The 16,622-nt window shown below is 59.0% G+C and carries 22 protein-coding genes; 16 read left to right on the forward strand and 6 right to left on the reverse strand.

Going from position 1 to position 16,622, the window contains the following annotated elements; translation table 11 throughout:
* Positions 1-122 precede the first annotated feature (122 nt).
* The 9 genes from ASE72_RS09680 to ASE72_RS20225 all read left to right on the forward strand — a co-directional run bounded on the left by ASE72_RS09680 (position 123) and on the right by ASE72_RS20225 (position 6,679).
* Positions 123-476 (forward strand): hypothetical protein, encoded by a 354-nt coding sequence (locus ASE72_RS09680; protein WP_056020184.1) that lies wholly within the window; start codon positions 123-125, stop codon positions 474-476.
* A 54-nt stretch (positions 477-530) separates the two neighbouring features.
* Complete coding sequence (locus tag ASE72_RS09685) at positions 531-1,280, forward strand: DUF4230 domain-containing protein (RefSeq protein WP_056020188.1); 750 nt, start codon at positions 531-533, stop codon at positions 1,278-1,280.
* A gap of 95 nt (positions 1,281-1,375) precedes the next feature.
* A complete protein-coding gene (locus ASE72_RS09690; protein WP_156350348.1) occupies positions 1,376-1,777 on the forward strand; it encodes a hypothetical protein in 402 nt (133 codons plus the stop codon).
* Between the two features lie 61 nt (positions 1,778-1,838).
* The gene (locus ASE72_RS09695; protein ID WP_056020192.1) at positions 1,839-2,249 is read left to right on the forward strand and encodes a hypothetical protein; all 411 of its coding nucleotides are present in this window, start codon (positions 1,839-1,841) and stop codon (positions 2,247-2,249) included.
* A 183-nt stretch (positions 2,250-2,432) separates the two neighbouring features.
* On the forward strand, positions 2,433-2,738 hold the full coding sequence (locus ASE72_RS09700) for a hypothetical protein (protein WP_056020195.1): 306 nt from the start codon (positions 2,433-2,435) through the stop codon (positions 2,736-2,738).
* A gap of 274 nt (positions 2,739-3,012) precedes the next feature.
* Positions 3,013-4,182, forward strand: a complete 1,170-nt coding sequence (locus ASE72_RS09705) for a VapE domain-containing protein (RefSeq protein WP_056020198.1) — start codon at positions 3,013-3,015, stop codon at positions 4,180-4,182.
* 280 nt (positions 4,183-4,462) lie between these two features.
* On the forward strand, positions 4,463-4,771 hold the full coding sequence (locus ASE72_RS09710; protein WP_056020203.1) for a hypothetical protein: 309 nt from the start codon (positions 4,463-4,465) through the stop codon (positions 4,769-4,771).
* A 154-nt stretch (positions 4,772-4,925) separates the two neighbouring features.
* On the forward strand, positions 4,926-6,089 hold the full coding sequence (locus ASE72_RS09715) for a site-specific integrase (protein WP_056020206.1): 1,164 nt from the start codon (positions 4,926-4,928) through the stop codon (positions 6,087-6,089).
* Between the two features lie 131 nt (positions 6,090-6,220).
* Positions 6,221-6,679 carry a hypothetical protein gene (locus tag ASE72_RS20225; RefSeq protein WP_156350350.1) on the forward strand — a complete coding sequence of 153 codons (459 nt, stop codon included), beginning with the start codon at positions 6,221-6,223 and terminating at the stop codon, positions 6,677-6,679.
* A 283-nt stretch (positions 6,680-6,962) separates the two neighbouring features.
* Here ASE72_RS20225 and ASE72_RS09720 read toward each other — a convergent pair whose 3' ends face one another.
* The 3 genes from ASE72_RS09720 to ASE72_RS09730 all read right to left on the reverse strand — a co-directional run bounded on the left by ASE72_RS09720 (position 6,963) and on the right by ASE72_RS09730 (position 8,900).
* Entirely contained in the window at positions 6,963-7,940 is a 978-nt protein-coding gene (locus ASE72_RS09720) for a tellurite resistance TerB family protein (RefSeq protein ID WP_056020209.1), read from the reverse strand.
* Positions 7,941-7,944: 4 nt separating this feature from the next.
* Positions 7,945-8,349: a hypothetical protein gene (locus ASE72_RS09725; RefSeq protein WP_056020210.1), complete on the reverse strand. Its 405-nt coding sequence runs from the start codon at positions 8,347-8,349 to the stop codon at positions 7,945-7,947.
* A 77-nt stretch (positions 8,350-8,426) separates the two neighbouring features.
* Positions 8,427-8,900 (reverse strand): hypothetical protein, encoded by a 474-nt coding sequence (locus ASE72_RS09730; RefSeq protein WP_156350352.1) that lies wholly within the window; start codon positions 8,898-8,900, stop codon positions 8,427-8,429.
* Positions 8,901-8,988: 88 nt separating this feature from the next.
* Here ASE72_RS09730 and ASE72_RS09735 point away from each other — a divergent pair, with 88 nt between their 5' ends.
* The 6 genes from ASE72_RS09735 to ASE72_RS19665 all read left to right on the forward strand — a co-directional run bounded on the left by ASE72_RS09735 (position 8,989) and on the right by ASE72_RS19665 (position 12,871).
* Complete coding sequence (locus tag ASE72_RS09735) at positions 8,989-9,669, forward strand: hypothetical protein (protein WP_156350353.1); 681 nt, start codon at positions 8,989-8,991, stop codon at positions 9,667-9,669.
* A gap of 88 nt (positions 9,670-9,757) precedes the next feature.
* A complete protein-coding gene (locus ASE72_RS09740) occupies positions 9,758-9,949 on the forward strand; it encodes a hypothetical protein (RefSeq protein WP_156350355.1) in 192 nt (63 codons plus the stop codon).
* The gene (locus tag ASE72_RS09745) at positions 9,949-10,137 is read left to right on the forward strand and encodes a DUF6771 family protein (RefSeq protein ID WP_056020222.1); all 189 of its coding nucleotides are present in this window, start codon (positions 9,949-9,951) and stop codon (positions 10,135-10,137) included. The genes ASE72_RS09740 and ASE72_RS09745 overlap by 1 nt, the downstream gene beginning before the upstream one ends.
* Before the next feature lie 714 nt (positions 10,138-10,851).
* Complete coding sequence (locus ASE72_RS09750) at positions 10,852-11,808, forward strand: GGDEF domain-containing protein (RefSeq protein WP_162235473.1); 957 nt, start codon at positions 10,852-10,854, stop codon at positions 11,806-11,808.
* Between the two features lie 641 nt (positions 11,809-12,449).
* On the forward strand, positions 12,450-12,659 hold the full coding sequence (locus ASE72_RS09755; RefSeq protein ID WP_056020229.1) for a hypothetical protein: 210 nt from the start codon (positions 12,450-12,452) through the stop codon (positions 12,657-12,659).
* 26 nt (positions 12,660-12,685) lie between these two features.
* A complete protein-coding gene (locus ASE72_RS19665; RefSeq protein ID WP_082445930.1) occupies positions 12,686-12,871 on the forward strand; it encodes a hypothetical protein in 186 nt (61 codons plus the stop codon).
* A gap of 83 nt (positions 12,872-12,954) precedes the next feature.
* Here the strand turns inward: ASE72_RS19665 and ASE72_RS09760 are convergent, their stop codons facing one another.
* The 3 genes from ASE72_RS09760 to ASE72_RS09770 form a co-directional block, all read right to left on the reverse strand.
* A complete protein-coding gene (locus ASE72_RS09760) occupies positions 12,955-13,944 on the reverse strand; it encodes a sensor domain-containing diguanylate cyclase (RefSeq protein WP_056020232.1) in 990 nt (329 codons plus the stop codon).
* Between the two features lie 38 nt (positions 13,945-13,982).
* Complete coding sequence (locus ASE72_RS09765) at positions 13,983-14,366, reverse strand: hypothetical protein (protein WP_156350362.1); 384 nt, start codon at positions 14,364-14,366, stop codon at positions 13,983-13,985.
* Between the two features lie 216 nt (positions 14,367-14,582).
* A complete protein-coding gene (locus ASE72_RS09770; RefSeq protein WP_156350363.1) occupies positions 14,583-15,683 on the reverse strand; it encodes a helix-turn-helix transcriptional regulator in 1,101 nt (366 codons plus the stop codon).
* 223 nt (positions 15,684-15,906) lie between these two features.
* Here ASE72_RS09770 and ASE72_RS09775 point away from each other — a divergent pair, with 223 nt between their 5' ends.
* On the forward strand, positions 15,907-16,596 hold the full coding sequence (locus ASE72_RS09775; RefSeq protein ID WP_056020241.1) for a hypothetical protein: 690 nt from the start codon (positions 15,907-15,909) through the stop codon (positions 16,594-16,596).
* The last annotated feature ends 26 nt before the right edge of the window (positions 16,597-16,622 follow it).

Raw genomic sequence — 16,622 nt, forward strand, 5'->3', positions numbered from 1 at the left:
TGGTCGATCGGACCACGGACTATGAGTCCCACTTCTTCTAGCTTTGCCTCCAACCGTCGGTAATCTCACCGGCGGCTGGTGTCTCACCACGCCCGACGAAGGGCCTCTCAAAGGAGCACACCATGAAGTATCTCATTGCCGTCACGGCCTTGGCGCTTGCCGCCTGCACCCATCCAGCGGACGTGTCCCGTCCTCTCACCGAGGTTGCCGACAAGAACGCCCACTTCACCGTCAAGGACCTCGCCGGCGGGTTCAGTGTCGAGGTTCGTTATTCCCGCTACCAGTTCGTTCCCGAGGCGAGCGCGCTGCTGGTGGCTTGCCGATCGCTCGTAACGGCCCGCGCCTACGACGAAGCCAAAACCCGCGGTCGTGAGATCGAGCCGATCAACGAGCAGACCATCCGCGTCTCGAGCGGCCGTAACATCATCAAGGCCCGCACGGCCTGCCGTGCTTTCGCCGCCGCGAAATGGAAGTGATTGTTTTGCTCAACAATCCGTGGATGATCCGGCGCAGGCACCGGGGAGGCGGCAATGCAGGCCAATAGGCGAAATAACAAGCGGGCCGCCTTCCCAGCGAGGAGGCAGAGCAACAGTAAGGCCTTTATCTTCTTTGCGCTCATCTCTCTCTGCGCGGTCGGCTACTACCTGTGGTCCGCTCGCAAGGCGGCGGAGGCAAAAACTGCCAAGGCCGAACTCGATCTGGGACTGGAGGCGGCCCGCATGGTCGGGGCCAAGTTCGAGAAGGCGGCGGCGGTCAAGGTCGGCGTCATTAAAGGTACGGTCGTTGCGAAGGCGGAATTTAAGGGCCGGATATTCACGCCGACGCAGGAGTCGCTCTTCCCCGTCACGGTGGATTATTTCATCAATCTCGATCGTATGGGGAAGGAGGCTTATCACTGGAACGCCAGGAACGGCACGCTGACCATCGACATGCCCGACGTCACAGTCGCCAAGCCGAACATAGATGAGGGGGCGGCTATCATACGCCAGCACGGATCATTCATATCGCGCGAGGCCGCGCTCGCCATGGCTCGGCAAGTTTCGGTCAGGGCGGAGGCGAAGTCGCGCGCGTTTGCGTACGACCCGAAGAATATGACGAAGGCTCGTGAGAACGCGCGGACGGTGGTGACCAATCTGGCGCTCCAACCTTTGAAAGCGGCCGGCATGACCAATGTGCGGGTCGCCGTGTCCTTCCCCTGGGAGCCGAAAACCTACCTGAACCAACCGTCCCAGCAATGGGATCGATCCCGAAGGCCGGAAGAGGTCATAGAAGGACGTTGATCTCAATCTAAACCGCCGGGCAACCGGTGGCATCATCAACCTCTGAAGCCCCTTGGCGAAAGCCGAGGGGCTTTTTGCATTTCTGGAGCCTCACCATGATTTCAATTCGCAGTTCCGCCGATCTCGCGCGGGTCCTCAACGGCTGTTTGGAACCGCATCTTCGCGCGCTTCTGACGCTTCGCCGCGATCAGCTGATCAGTGACGGGGACGAAGACCTGGGCGACCTCGTCCACTTCATCGTCGTGCGCAACGGCGACACCCTCGCGGCGGTGGAGACGGAAGCAGGCGTGGCGCTCAGTATTAATCCGATCGACGGTCGGCGCTTGGGCGATCCGGACTTCGAGCCTCTGTTCGAATACGTCAAACGACAGAACGGCTTCTTGGAAGCAGTCATGATCCTGAATGATGACGGGTTCGCGGTTGTGTTGCTCGTGCCCGACACGATCACAGTCGATCCTAACATCACGCTGCTGCTACGCCGGTGCGCCGCCGTCTGACCTCATCGCATCACCAACCGACCGCAAGCGTCCAGGCAATTCCGCCTCGGGCGCATTTTTTATGCCCGAAAGGTTTCTCATGCTGCATTTATACGACCGCGCCACGATGGCGGACGCGTTGACGCTCGATCTCGACCCGAAACTCAGGCGGTTGCTCAAGGACCGCATCCTGGCGCTGGGAGAGGACCTGATCGACTGGACGGAGTATCTCGTCGTCGAACCCGGCGACACTGAGGCCGATATCGTTCGACACGTCGGATTCAGTCCCTTGGTCGAACCGTTCGACGGCATACGTTACGGCGAGGCTGGCTACCATATCGGCGGGATTGACTGGCTGGTGGACCACGGCGGCTGGTACGAGATGTCGGCCTCGTTCGGGAGCACGTTTGCCTACGTACTGCTGATCCAAGATACAGACGGTCTGATCCCCGAACTGCGCCACCTGTGCCGGTGTTATGTCGCCGCCTGTTAAGTAGCGGTCGGTACTGAAAATTGATGCAACGGCGTTGACAAGCGAGGTTGCAGCGCCCAGCTACCCACCGTTCGGCTAATCAATCAGCCGAATCTTCAAGGCATCCGCCCAAGTCGTCGGTTAATGACCGGTGCGCTCTAACTAACGTTCGGTCAGTGACCGACAGAGCCAGGATGTTACTTTATGCATAATTTTATACAGGGTATTCGTTTCGAGTCGCAATGCGTCCGAGAAGCACTACGCTGTGAACCTGAAATACAGCTCGATCTTGAGCACGCGGGCCTCGCAATCACCCTCGCGATCATGCTTTCCCTTTTGGGCCGCGGCATGGATGATCCTAACGAGATATCCAGTTATCTGGCGACCCGCGGCTCGAAGTTCGACTTAGAAACCATCAAGACGTTGCTCGATGCCTACGACGGCATAAACGCCCAATACCATCTTTGGACACGGCTCTGCGACGACACCTACGTCCCATTGATCGCGTAGTCACCCGCATATAGCGCCGTCGACCTTTCAGGGTCGGCGGTCGCTGGCCGACCATGCCCTCCGCGCGTGCAGCGCGCTCTGATCGCCGCGGGCGATCTGCTCTTTGAAGCCGCAACCATAGGAAGCAGCAGTGAAATCAATATCTAACCTCAAGGTGAATAGGTCACCGGGGGCGAAATCATCGCGTCCGCTAGACCTGGATATAGCGTCGTTCCCGGATCAACCGGCGCGGCGCTCAGACGGTCCGCCCAGCACGATCGCCAACGTGCGACACATGCTCGACGCCAACGGCGTGACCGTCCGTTACAACATCATCCGGAAGCGCACGGAGATAACGGTGCCGTGGATTTTCGGTACGACCGAGAACAACGACGCCGTGTCGATGACGCATATCTTGAGCCTCGCCAGTCAGTACGGCATGCCCACGGGACTCGTCCCGCCGATCGTTGACGCAATCGGAGATGAGAACTCGTTCAATCCCGCCGCCGACTGGATCAACGGCCGACCGTGGGACCGCGTGGATCGCCTCCCGGCGTTCTGCGGAACGATCACTCCGCGCGAGGGCTATCCGCTCGCACTCCGCGACCTGCTTATGCGCAAGTGGATACTCAGCGTGACGGCGGCGGCCATAATGCCGGACGGGTTCCGTTGCAGGGGTGTGCTTACCCTGCAGGGCTCGCAGGGCATCGGCAAAACCAGCTGGGGCCTGAAACTCATCAGCGACCAACGGCTCGCTAAGCAGCTGATCAAGGTCGATCACCACCTGGATGCTGGCAACAAGGACAGCCAGCTCGGCGCGATCGACCATCTGATCGTCGAGGTCGGCGAACTGGAGAGTTCGCTGAAACGCGACATCTCGCGGCTGAAGGGGTTTTTGACCAACGGGACCGATAAGATTCGTCGGCCCTACGGCAAGGCCGCCGTCGAGACGCAACGACGAACGGTGTTCTACGCGACCGTCAACGCTGCGGATTTTCTCGTAGATTCCACCGGCAACGCCCGGTTCTGGACCATCGCCTGCGAGCACATAGACCATCAGCACGACATCGACATGCAACAGGTCTTCGCCCAGTGCGCGGTGCTCCTGGAGCACGGCGAGACGTGGTGGCTGACCGGCGATCAAGAGGTACTGCTCGAACGGCAGAACAGCCTGCATCGTAGCTTTAGCCTTATACGTGATCGTCTCGTAACGGTCATCGATCCGGACGTAACTGATACCAGCGCCAGCAAGCCTATGACGGCGAGTGAGGTGCTGGAGGCGGCCGGCTTCGACCACCCAACCAACCCACAAGCGAAGGAATGTGCGTCGTTCCTGCGCGAGTGGTTCGGCGAGCCGAAGCGCATCAACGGTCGGGATAAATGGCGCGTCCCGTTACGTCCTGACCCATCGTCCGATGCTTTAAATGAACAGCCTCAAAAGAAGCCATTCGATAAATTTGATTGAACTGAAAACCTGAAAAGGGGGGAGGCAGTGGGGGGAGGGGTAGGAGATCGGTAAATTCGATGAGCGATCCGGCGCCGACGACGTGGCCGACAGAAGTTCGCGTCGCTGCCGCCCCACCCCCCATCTGCGTCTCCGTCGTCCTTCGCATGGGCGAACGACAACGAATACCAGCAAAACTCTCGGCCAACTTGGCCCGCACCCCCGTTTGGCCGCCTCTAGACACCGTCCGGCATCGTGTCCGCGCGGGGATGGCCAACGCACTCAACGCAAGGATTTCATCATGCAGAATCAAAACGGCAAGGCTTCGGCCGCCCACATCAAAATTAAGCCTAAGTCGGTCAATCTGTTCGAGCGGTTGCGACGGCTTGTTGCCGACAGTGGCACTAATAAAAACGATCAGGCCATCGTCGCGATAACGGTTTGCATCGGCGAACGCGTCGACACGATCAAAGCCATCTGTGAGGTTATGGCCCGCCTCGGGTTCAAAACGAGCCACGTCGCGGCGATCTTGAAATACGGTGCAGGATCCGACCCCGCTCGACATCGCTGGTCGAAGAGCGAAACGGGACACTATCACCTGCTGGCCTGACGTCGGCACTCCCGGCCGCGCAGCCCTATCTCACCGTGCGGCCGTTTCGCCGAACGCCACAGCGCCGACCCGCGCACCCGTGGATCCCAACCCCCGCCGACCCCGGACGCCTTCAGCGGCTCCGCGTTATCGCGCTTTTAAAAGGAAATTCAGAATGCCCAAGGCAAAGTTGTCTGCCGCCTTCGCCGCGGCCGCGCGGTGCGAGGATGGCCGCAAGAAAGTCGACTACTACGACGACGGAACCACATGCATAGGGCTGGTCCTTGAGGTTCGCTCGTCTGGCGGCCGCAGCTGGTACCTGAGGTTTGAGAACGCACACGGACGCCAGTGTCAGGTCAAGCTCGCGAAGTGGGAGGACGCCACGTTCGACCAGGTCCGACGCAAGGCTCGACAGCTGCGCTCCGAAGTGACGCTCGGCGGAGATCCCGCCGCGGCCAAGGCCGCGATCAAGGCTGTTCCGCTCTACGCGGAATTGTCCGCGATGCATCTCGCCGATGCCAAGCTGTATCAGAAATCGTTCGACACGACCGAAATGTACGTCCGGCGACACATCATCCCGCGTTGGGGCAAGGTCCGGCTGACCGACATAGACGGTCGTGCGGTTGCTCAATGGCTTGCGGCCAAAAGCGACGAAGGTTTGGCCCCTGCGACGGTTATCAAAATCAAGGCGATCTTCGGTCGTTCGTTCGAACTCGGCCTGCGGTGGGGCATCGCGGGCTGCGACAAGAACCCTGTCCGCGGGGTGCAGAGCAAGCCGCTAAATAATGCCCGTGAACGCTTCCTCACCGCCGAAGAGGCCTCCCGGCTAAGATCAGCAGCGGCCGCGTCTAACAACACGCAACTCGGCCCAATCGTCGACCTGCTGTTGAACACAGGCTGCCGCCTCCGGGAGCTGCTGGATGCCCGATGGGAGAACGTCGATGTTGAGCGGCGTCTCTGGCTGATCCCGACCAGCAAGACAGGCAAGCCCCGCCACGTCCCGCTGTCGGGCGCCGCGTTGGATACCATCGCGTCGCTGCGGCGGTTCGAGGGGTGTCCGTGGCTAGTGCCTAACCCGGAAACGCGGCAGCCCTTCGTGTCGATCAAGCACGCATGGCAGACCGCTAGGGACGCGGCGGGGTTGCCGGGCTTCCGCCTCCATGACTGTCGGCACGCCTGCGCCTCCTTCCTCGTAGCCGCGGGAGTAGACCTGTTTGCGGTTGGCAAAGTGCTTGGTCACGCCTCCGTGCAGAGCTCGCAGAGGTATTCGCACCTTAACTCGACCACACTGCTCGCCGCAGTCGAGGCGGGCGCAGCCAAGCAAGCCCAACCGGCCTGATCTCTCTCCCCACCCGCTCGCTGGCTTCGGTCGGTGGGCGGGTGGGGTAATTCCCTCGCCTATTTTTTTTGAACCTGTCGCGGTCATTCATCGTATGGTTGGCGCGACTGAAAAGCTGGGAACGCATACTTATGAAACGCAAGAAGCTTGCGGCGGATCCAGTTACGGAAGTCAATGGCTTGTCGATCGCGAAGTGGGACGACGAGTGGAAGCTCGTTCCGCAAGGGTTCGTAGCCCCCCAACGGAAACTTCGCCATAAAGTCGGACTCTGGGCTGCGACGCGAGGTAGTAAATTTTTCTATATAGCGGCTGCCGCAAACAAGCGTGGGTCAGGGCTAAGTGGTGGTTTGGCGAGATCTTATGTAAAGAACTCGTCCGGAGATAAAGGGTGGGGCCTCAAGACATTGAGGCAACGCAGTGCAGAACTGGACGCCTACGTCATCACGATGGATCGATCGCCAGAAAACATCAAGATTATCGGGGCGCTCAAAAAGGCGATGATGCAGCGACACGATCCGGAATGGAACCGGCCGGAAGCCATCACCTCTGCGGCGCGAGAGGCATCGTACGAGAGCCGCGCGAAAAGATAGCCGCCGGCCCCCCTTTAGCCGGTTGTGTAGCACGCTCTCGGGGAGAAAGAGGTTCATCTGTCTTGGCGGCCGCGATTAGGGACTGACGCGCTCGGCTCGCACGCCGAACCCCGCTCGTGTGCCACTCGTGTTCAAAGGAAACCTCATTCGCCTGTTCCAGGAGTGCGAAAAGGCAGGTTCGGCGATGTTGCCGCGCGCCGCCGTCTGTTCGCGTTCCGGGCTCAGCCAACGGCCACAGGTTCGCGACCCGAGATAACACGCAATCCGGTCGTCTGAGGACGGTCTAGCCCTGATGCCGACTTTGCTTGATCCGGTCGGCGACGGCGGCGGAGCGCTTCGCCATCTCTTCGGCGGTGGTACGCACCGCGGTTGCCGCTACCTCCAACGACGATCCCGCCGCTTTTGTCGCGTCCACGACTGCGGCACCCGCCGACGCGGCTTTTTTCTCGATTGTGTCTCGGACGCCAATGGCCATCGACCGTGCTCGACGAGAGGTCTCTCGCGAGATCACAGCGCGTTCTGACTTGAAGACCGCGTCTATCGCCGTCAACGCCCGCTCCTCACGCGGATTGATGACGCCGTCGGCTTCGATCACTTCCCTCAGAAACTGCATCAACTCGTCTTGCATGGCGCGCGGGTTGCAGTCGGGGCTCGCTCGCTGGAATTCCGCCAAAGCCTTGGCTAGCCCGGTCACCCGTCCGGCGTCCGTTTGACTTTCGATCAGCCGCAAACCCGCAGCCACGTAAGCTGGATCGAAACCCCAATCTCGCACGAAGTGCTCGGTGATCGTCTCGCGTTCGGCGTCGTGGATAAAACCGTCAGCGCGGGCCACCTGCATAGCCAGCGGGGCCGTCAGGTCGAACAGTCCTGCTCCGAGCAAGTCGATCGGCGTGTTGATGAAAGTCGGGATGGTGTCGACGAAGTGATCGGTGCCACTCGCGAGCCATCGCGTGACGCCGTAGTAGCTACCGCCCGCAACCAAGCCGGCGACCACTACCCATCCGATCGGCGTGACGGCGGCGGCGGGAGCGGCCAGACCAAGCCATCCCATTACGCCTGTGGAAGCCGCGGGCGCGAAGAACGAACTCGCGACCCATGTCGATTTGGCGACGCCGACGCCGGTCCAGCCTGCGCCGCCGGTCTCCCAAAGTGAGTTCAGCGTCTTGCGGGTCCGAAGAAGCTTATAGGCGTCCTCTCCGATGCGCAGCTTGCGCTTGAGACGAAGGGGATCAGCGATCACCTGCTCGAAGTCGGTTTCCATGCGGTCAGCCTTGACTAGGCGTTTCAAACGATCGCGCCAATGTTTCGACCCGGGCGCGAAGGCCACCGTCCGCGACGTCAGCCATGGCGCCCACCCCGAGGCCGAACGCGACGAGCAACGGGCCGATGATCGGTCCCAGCAGAGCGCCCAGGATCGCGGCGGAACCGATGAGCCACCACATCGTGAAGCCGACGATCACGCCCAGCGTGATGTGAGGAAACAGCTTCACGGTCTCAAACACGAACGACATGATGCGTCGCCCGACCTCCACGATGGCGTCCCCGACCTTCATGGTGAGAGCGGCCAGCTGCGTCATCAGCAGTTTGACGTCCGCGGATACGGCGAGGCGATCGAGTTTGTCCGTAATCTCCCGGCGGGTGGCCATCTTGACCGTCATCACGTCATTCATAAAGGCTACCTTGTGGTCGTAGTTTAGATTGAACGAAACGGGACTGTTTACGGCCCCCGCCGATCGGCACTGGAAGTTCAGCGCCGTCCATCCGTGATTTTAGCGGGCTGCTTTGTCTGGTCGGTGGCTCTCTGTTGCTCACTGTTTAAACGATCGGACCCGGTGGCAGGTGAGAACAGCCATTCGGTCAAAGCCTTCGCGTCGGCGCCAGTCTCAATCCGGATAGTTACCTCTCCCGCCGGATTGATCTTCACGTTCCGAAGATGCTCAAGCGCACCGGAACTCAAGCTCGGCATCAGTTTGAGCGCGGGCTTGCGGATGTAAAACAGCAGGTGATGAGCGTTGATGATCCAGGAAAATAGGTATCGGCGCCTCCCGTCGAGGAGCTTCACCGCGGAAATTGCCGAGGAATGCGGTTCCGCGCTGAGGTTCATCTGCTCGGCCACGAGGAGCAAATAATTGTGTGCGGCGGCCCGGGGTGTGTTGCCACCTTCAGATAATGCCCCTGCCTGCGATCCTTCGCCTTTCAACGTCACGAGACTTCTGACCATCACCACCCCCCAAGACGGTTGCTCAATCGCTTCCCGGTCTGCAACATTGCAGAGCGTTATAGGCGGCGGCAAGGGGAGGATGGGAGCGATGGTTGCACCGGCGATACAAGAGGCCTTGAGCAAACTGACCGGCGACATGTTGCGGCGATCGGGCTCGGTTTTCTACACGGGGCGATCTGCGTTTGCGCAGCAAAGCCCCCTCTACATCCTCGGTCTCAATCCCGGCGGCTCCCCGGTGATGCAGGCGGAAAACACTATCGAACGGAATGTTCAGGCGTGGCGCGACGAGCCAAACGATCACTGGTCCGCTTACACCGATGAGTCCTGGGAGGGGCGCCCCGCGGGCACGCACGGGATGCAGCCGCGCATGATCGATATGTTCTCGAAGCTCGGACTGAACCCGCGGAACGTCCCCGCCGCCAACGTCGTGTTTGTCAGGTCCAAGGATGAGGCCGCACTGGAAAAAGAGAAGGACGAACTCCTGCGAGCGTCTTGGCCCGTGCATGAGGCGGTGCTCGGCTCGCTGGGCGTTCGATGCGTGCTCGCCCTCGGAACGACGGCGGGGCGATGGGTGCGTCAGAAGCTAGGCGCTCACGAACTGATCGCCGAATTCTTCGAAGATAACGCGCGGAAGTGGAGGTCCACCGCGCACCGCGCCGCGGATGGACGCAGCGTGGTGACGGTCACGCATCCAGGTCGCGCTGACTGGCGGAACCCGGCGGCTGACCCCAGCGAACTCGTTCGGAGCGTTCTCGGAGATACTTGCTGAGCACGGGCCGTCACGTCACGCTGCCCAGTCGTTGACTTGTCTAAGTAAATGTTCCACCTTTGTTCTCATGGAACAGGCACCCGAGTCGATGCGCCATGGCGCTGAACAGCTGTCTCAGACGCACCATCTGATCGCGGAAATCTTGCCTGAACTGCGGCCCGCCGAGATGCAGACGGTCTACTTCCAGTGCATGGAGGACGGCCCCGAAAGCTTGTTGGCGCCGATCGAGGCGGAGTTCGCGAGACGCGGTCTTTCACCCCATGCGATGACGTTCGGTTGATGGCGAGCGTCATCACCGCCGAACGGATCGCGGACTTGCTCGCGCAAGCTCCAGGCTGGGCGCTCGTAGCGCTCACGGTGCCGCAGGAGCGGTTGAGGGCGGATGCACGACTTGAGATTGCCGAGCACATCTACAGCGCTCTCTACCGGCCGTCGGATGTCGAGGCGGAGGAGAAAGCCGTCGCTTAGCCGCCCCGTAAGGGCCGCCAACTGATCAAATATGCAGTGATAAGCGCCCCGCATGTCCGTATGACTGCAACAAGCGAGGCGCTAAGACCAGTTCGAGCTGGGTACGAAAACTTCGGTGGCAGAGGTAGGCCAGCGGCTTTATGATCCGATGAAGCATCCCGCCCGCTCCGTGTGACACCGTGTATGCCGCGGGCGAGATGCCGAGCAATTGCCGTCTTGGGGAGGCAAGCTCTTTTCACAACGTCGGGGATACCCCATCGCTTTACAAGCCGCGGTGTCGTTCGACTGATCCCAGAACGGGAAAGCCTGCGATCAGCTGTGAGGTGTCGCCAGGATGTACGGCCCGCCCCATGCAACGGGAGTCGCGAGGCGGGCGGGCCGGAGAATATTGGGTCATCTCGGCTCACCAAGTACGACCGCAGCCTACAATGCGTTCACAGCGGCTAAACAAACTCTCGGTGGAAGTCTGACTGATACCGGCCCCGTCTCAGCGACAAGGGAAAAGCGCGAGGCGGGACGGCCGAAGTGTTGAAGAATCCTTCGGCGCACGGGGTGTTTTATGTTGCGTTGGCGTCTCTCTGCTTCGCAGGCCTTCCATTAGGCATGCGCTCAAACACGGGTTCACCATTTCTGTGAAGAAAATTATCGCTCCGATAGGTAGTCTATCATTAAGACATAACGCCTAAAACGGTATGAACAGAGCGGGTGCGGGCATTGGCAAAAAAAGAAAGTATCGGCGAGCGAGCGATTCAGTTCCTTGATGCGCAAAAGCTTGATCATAGTCCTGAACACTACGCATTTGCCTATCAATACCTTTCGGGCGCTGATCGGGTGTTTTCAGACGCTGTCGATCGTGAAATTGAAGGGGGCGTACGGTTGCGACAGGAGGCGGTACGCGCGCTAATGCCACAGGGCAGGTGGCCCTTCGCCGGTGGAGTGTTCGACCGGCTGACGACTCAATTGCTCGAACTGCTGACTAAGGTTGCTTTAGCCACCGACGGGCTGAACCAAGACCTGACGCGGACCGCAGCCGAGTTGGTGTCGGCCGAACCGCAACAGGTCCGCAAACTCGTGATCTTCATGATCGAACGCACGGCTAAAGCCGAAACCTCGCTGTCAGCGGCCTTGCAACAAGCGCAGGTGCTGCGCGACACGCTGAATGGCGTGAACGAAGAAGTAGGCCGCGATCCGCTAACTGGTCTGCCGGGATACGAGTCCATGGTGCAGCGATTGGAAGCGAGCATCGCAGCGGTCGGCAGTTGCTCCATCGCAATCATCGATGTCGATCAGTTAGATGCCGTTCCCCTGCATGGCCCTGAGATGAGCGATCGCGTTTTGAAAGCAGCGGCAATGACACTAAAGGACTCGTGTTCACCCTATCAGGTTGGGCGATGGGGCGATGCTTCATTTATGATGCTGATCGACGATCCCGACCTCGCGACGGGCATCGCGAAACTAGAGCTTGCCTGTGCCAACATGGGTGCGCGGCAGTTAAAGCTACGTGAGAACAACGAGCCGCTGGGGCAGGTTACGTTATCGGCCGGTGTGGCGACGACGCGGGGGCGTTCGACGAAAGACGTGGCCGAAGCGGCGATCCGGCTTTCGCGTCAGGCTCGGCGACAGGGCGGAAGCCAAGTCTTGGCCGAGGCACAATTAATTGCAGTTACATAAACAGCCGGCTGATCTCGCGTTTAAGATGTCCGGCGTTCCCGCCTTCCTAATAGCAACAGATGGCGGAATAATTAACTGAGTCGCACATAGAAGGCAGCATAAATATAGCCCGAAATATCTCTTTTCGCGGTGTTGCGCTGTTGGGCAACTGGTTTGGGACCAGCCGCGATCTCCCTCTTATTGACGTGGAGCGGGTCCTTGAGCTCGCGCGGATCTTGAGCGAAAAAAACCGTCCTTTGGATTTCACTGAAAGCAAGGTCATACCGAAACCCTATGGCGCGAGGAATTTGAAGCGTGAGTGATGATGCCGATAAGCCTGTCCTCAATAAATCTCTGGCAGAGTGCGGCATCGAAGAGCGAGCACGCCACTTCCTGCGATTGAGCCAATGGGCGAGATCTAATGTTCCGGTGGACCAATCGGAGATAAAGTCACTGACTGGCCCTCTCGGAAACGGCAAGTAAATCTGAGGCACTGCGTCATTTATCTCGATCACGGTCGAACTGCGGCGGCGGTAGGAAAGTCGCCAAGCACGTTTACAGCGCACTCTATCATCTTCTCGACGATGGGGGCACGTCGGCTTAAACGCATTGGGGTTCCCGTCCGGTTGAGTTAGTGATCAAGGCCAACAGGAGCCACCACCATGCGTTACGTAATCCGGAAAGACGGCGATTTGTCCACGGTGGGCATTCACCGGAACAGCTTCGACGAGGCACTAGCCACTGCCGCCGAGATGATCGCGATGCGCGGCGACGAGAAGTCGATCGTGGTCGAAGACACTTGGGACAAGCGGACGATCAACGAAGGTGAGATCGCTTCGCTGATTGCCGCCAGATCGCCGGACCGCACGTAGGCAGTTAATTAGGGCGGGAGACGCGCATGAACGGCTACGTGGAATTTGAAAGTCCTGAAGGCGATCCAATCGTTGTGAACGTGGATCGCGTAAACTTCGTGCGCCGGTATCGCGGCGGGAATGACGCCAGCGCTGTGAACTTCGAAAAGGGCAATTACGTCGTCGTTAGGGGGAGCCTCACGACGGTGCTGAAGGCACTGCAAGAGGCATAGATCCAGGCTGGCGGTACGTTGTAAAAGTGTACTCAAGCCCGATCTAGCGAAAGCCAATATCTGCCCCCGACGGGTTTTCGCTCCTAGGCGGAGTCGGAGGCTCTAATGCGCTGTAATTTCCTCTTGGTGGCGTAGAGCGCGGCGTCGGCGATTACGAACAGCTCTTCAGGATCATAGGAATATGGGTCTCGGGGAACGGCCATGCCGCTGGTCGCGGCGACTGTGAACATCTGGTCCCGCCAGATCATCGGTGCGGTTAACAGGGAATGGAAGCGGGCTAGGCGCGCCTTGACCGATGCCGGTGTAGTCTCATTGCCGACGATGACGGCAAACTCATCCCCGCCTATTCTCGCGATCAGTGGTGCGTCGGGAAAACTTGCGGTCAGCCGCTCGCCGAATATCTTGAGGCAAGCGTCTCCCGCTAGATGGCCTAGCCGGTCGTTGATCCCCTTAAAGCCGTCGAGATCGAAAAGGATCAGTGCGCCTAATGGGAGGTTGGGTGGGGCAGTGCGTCGTCTGTTCAGGAAGCGGTTTTCATAGACGGCGCGGCTCGCCAAACCGGTGAGCGCATCATTTTCCGCGAGACGTCGTAATGTCTCTGAGCGCAGTTTCTCCTCCGTCACGTCTTGCTTCAAGCCATGTAGGAAAGGGCCTCCGCACGCGGTGTAGGTCATCTCGCCGGTAACGCGCATCCACCGAACGTCGCCGGCTGAACGCACGATCTGCGCGTCGAGAGTGAAAGTGCCCTTTACAAGGATCGCTTGGGAGCGGAGCCTTTCCATAGCCTCGCGGGACTCTTCGGTGTACATTTCGACCGTCTGTCGCCGGTCGATGGCCTTGTTGGCCGGCAAACCAAAAAGATCATAGACGCCCGAGGTCCAGCTCAGGCGGCTGTCTGAAAGATTGCAAGACCAAGCGCCGATTTTTGCAAGCGCCATCGCACGTTCAACCAATGGGTCAATTGGTCTTTGGAGTTGCGGCTCGTACGTCCCTGGCGAAGGGGCGCCGAGCGGCGTAAATGGCGTCTGAGCCTGCTGGATGAGCATCGACACGCCGTCAGTGTAGATACGCATGTGTTAATAGCCCGTGTTGTCTGCCGTATCTCTATGAATCAGCCTGCTGTCCTGAGAATCCCGATGCCGATCGCAATGGCTAACACTACCAAGACTGCTCTTTCGATCGCCGTGCCCCTCGCCACGACGGTCCAGATTGACCGGATCAGGCCCTTTTCCGGGTCAGTCAGATTCGCTCGCTTGTTTATTGTCGCCGCCTGCTCAGCGCGTCGCTTTTGCAACGTCTCAGGTAGTCGAGCGCCGCCAACGATACCGATGGCCGTAATCCCCAATATCTTCAAAGGCGTGCTATCGGGCATTGCCAGCGCCACGCCCGCACCTAAAATCCCGAAAGCGATGGCTGCAGTAACTCGTGTCCGGGTCATTCCATCGTTCCGCCACGATGATCGAGCATCGGTTTCGGCCTTGGGGTGCGTCTTCATATGCTTTCCTCATGGCAATGTGCAGTCGAGTCCGAGAAGGCGCGTGGGCCGGGGACGCGGCAGTAAAGGCGCTCGCTCAAGATTTTCTCATGTTCTTCTAGCCTATTTTATGCAAGTTCGTGGCTCTATTCGTCGCCGTCACGATCCCGCTATTTACGTTGTAATTGCAGGTCACGATCACCGTCATAATTGGACTCTCGATTACGACCATATTCATCAAATAGGCTCACAATGAGGCCTTAAAAGTATTGAGAGATCGAGCTGTCGATTACAGCCAGTCTTGACAAATATTGCCTTTATCTGGCTTCTTACAGTTGCTAGCGAGGTGCCGCGGCGCGCTGCGATATCGGCGACTTGGATACCCCCTGCCAGCAATCGCCCGACTTCCGCTTCGGATTGGGTAAGCCCGAACATGGTCATCAACACGTTGCTCGTCGACGACATCCCTGTGCGAGGCTGTCTGAACACGAGCATGGCACGTGCCTGTGAAAGTGGCCCAGAAAAACGTCCCGGCATCGGGCATAGATCAGCGATAAGAGGCCGTGCCGGGCCAGCGTCTGGAAAGGTAAGCGGCACGGCGCCGTGCCAATTAGCGCTGTCTCGGCTCAACATCGCAAACGCGCGCCCTAGTTCGGTTTCCGCGCGCTGGCACGTTGGAACAAGGCGACCACGTATCATGCGCACGTGCGTGCCGGCACTTAGCAGTTTCTCCATATCCGCCGATAAGGCGACGATCCTCATGTCCGCCCCAAGCATTACAGCGGCCCCCACAAGGCTTTCGGCCGTCACCAGGCTAGCTTGGTCGATAGCTGATCCGAGCGCGATGGACGCCGTGACGACCGCGCTAATTGCGGGCGCCAGCGCGGTAATAAAGCGCGTCTCGACAGGATCGACAGAACCGCGTGCGGCAGGTCGATGGATGCTTAGGGCTGCACACAGACCATCGGTGGTGTCGAGCCGTACCATGGCGCATGTCGGCACGTCGCTTTCGCGAAAAAGCCCGGTGTAGATTGCCGATCTCTCTCGCATCTCGGGCGAAATAAAGTCGTCGTCGGTAATGCAGTGAAGAGGACGGGCCATAGTCAGTGCCCGCGTACGGGGATTCAGTGCGGGATCAGGCCCGCCGGCTGCATAATAGGCGATCTGCTCTTCCTCGCTGCAGCCTACGATCATGTTGAACAACAGGTCGCCGCCAGTATTTAAAACTGCAAGCTGTCCGATCCGTCCATTTGTAACCGACATCATGGCGGTTAACGCATCCGACCAATCGACCATGCCCATCGCCGCCGAGCGAAACCGCTCGAGGATGTCAGTCATGTCATCATCCGTCATGTCGCCCCCCCCGGCAGTAATTGTATAATTTTCTACTAAAAAAACGCCCTAACAGAAGGTTATCCTCAATCTACGGGATGCGGACACGGGTGCGCTTTGTCAATCAACGTAGCGTCCAGGTGCGGAATATCTGGAGAGCAAGTTGCCGGCGGCGTTTGATATGGATCACAGCGTAATGATGCCGTCGTAGATCAAAGGGGAACTGTCTATGTCGATTTTGAAACTTGCCTACGCGATGTCGGTAGCGTTCGTCACCATGATCCCAGCTGCCGTGGCGGCACAAGAGGCTCTTCCGGCCGATAAAGGACTCGGAGTCGCGGTTGGCCTAACAGCGGGCACATTGGGAATTGGTCCTGAGGTGGGATTCCGTATTTCGGACCATTTGGGCATTCGCGGCAACGCATCGTTTCTTGGCATCAACGGCAATTACGAATCAGATGACCTTGAATATGATGGCAAAATTAAGTTGAAGTCGTTTGGCGCGATGCTCGATGTTTATCCCATGGGTGGGCACTTCCGAATTTCCGGCGGTGCCAGGATAAATAAGAGCTACGTCCGGCTCGATGCAATGCCATCGCAAGATGTAGAGATCGGCGACGACGTTTATACTCCCGCCCAAATTGGCATCCTAAAAGGACGAGCCGAAGTAAAGAACTTTGCTCCCGCGCTTACCTTGGGCTGGAGCGGTAAAAACCGTAAGGGTTTTATGTTCGGCTTTGATGCGGGCGTCTTATTTCAGGGTACTATTAGAGTGCGAGAGTTCACAGCAACTGGCGGGCTCGCAGGCGACGCGGCTTTCACGGCCGATCTTGAGCGCGAACGAATCAGTCTACAAGACGATGTAAATGACTATAATGTCTACCCGATTATACAACTATCGATCGGCTATCGCTTTTGATATAAAAGTCTGCGAAGGAATCTGTA

The organism is Sphingomonas sp. Leaf20 (genome assembly GCF_001421535.1).
In the GTDB taxonomy this organism is placed as follows: Bacteria; Pseudomonadota; Alphaproteobacteria; order Sphingomonadales; family Sphingomonadaceae; genus Sphingomonas.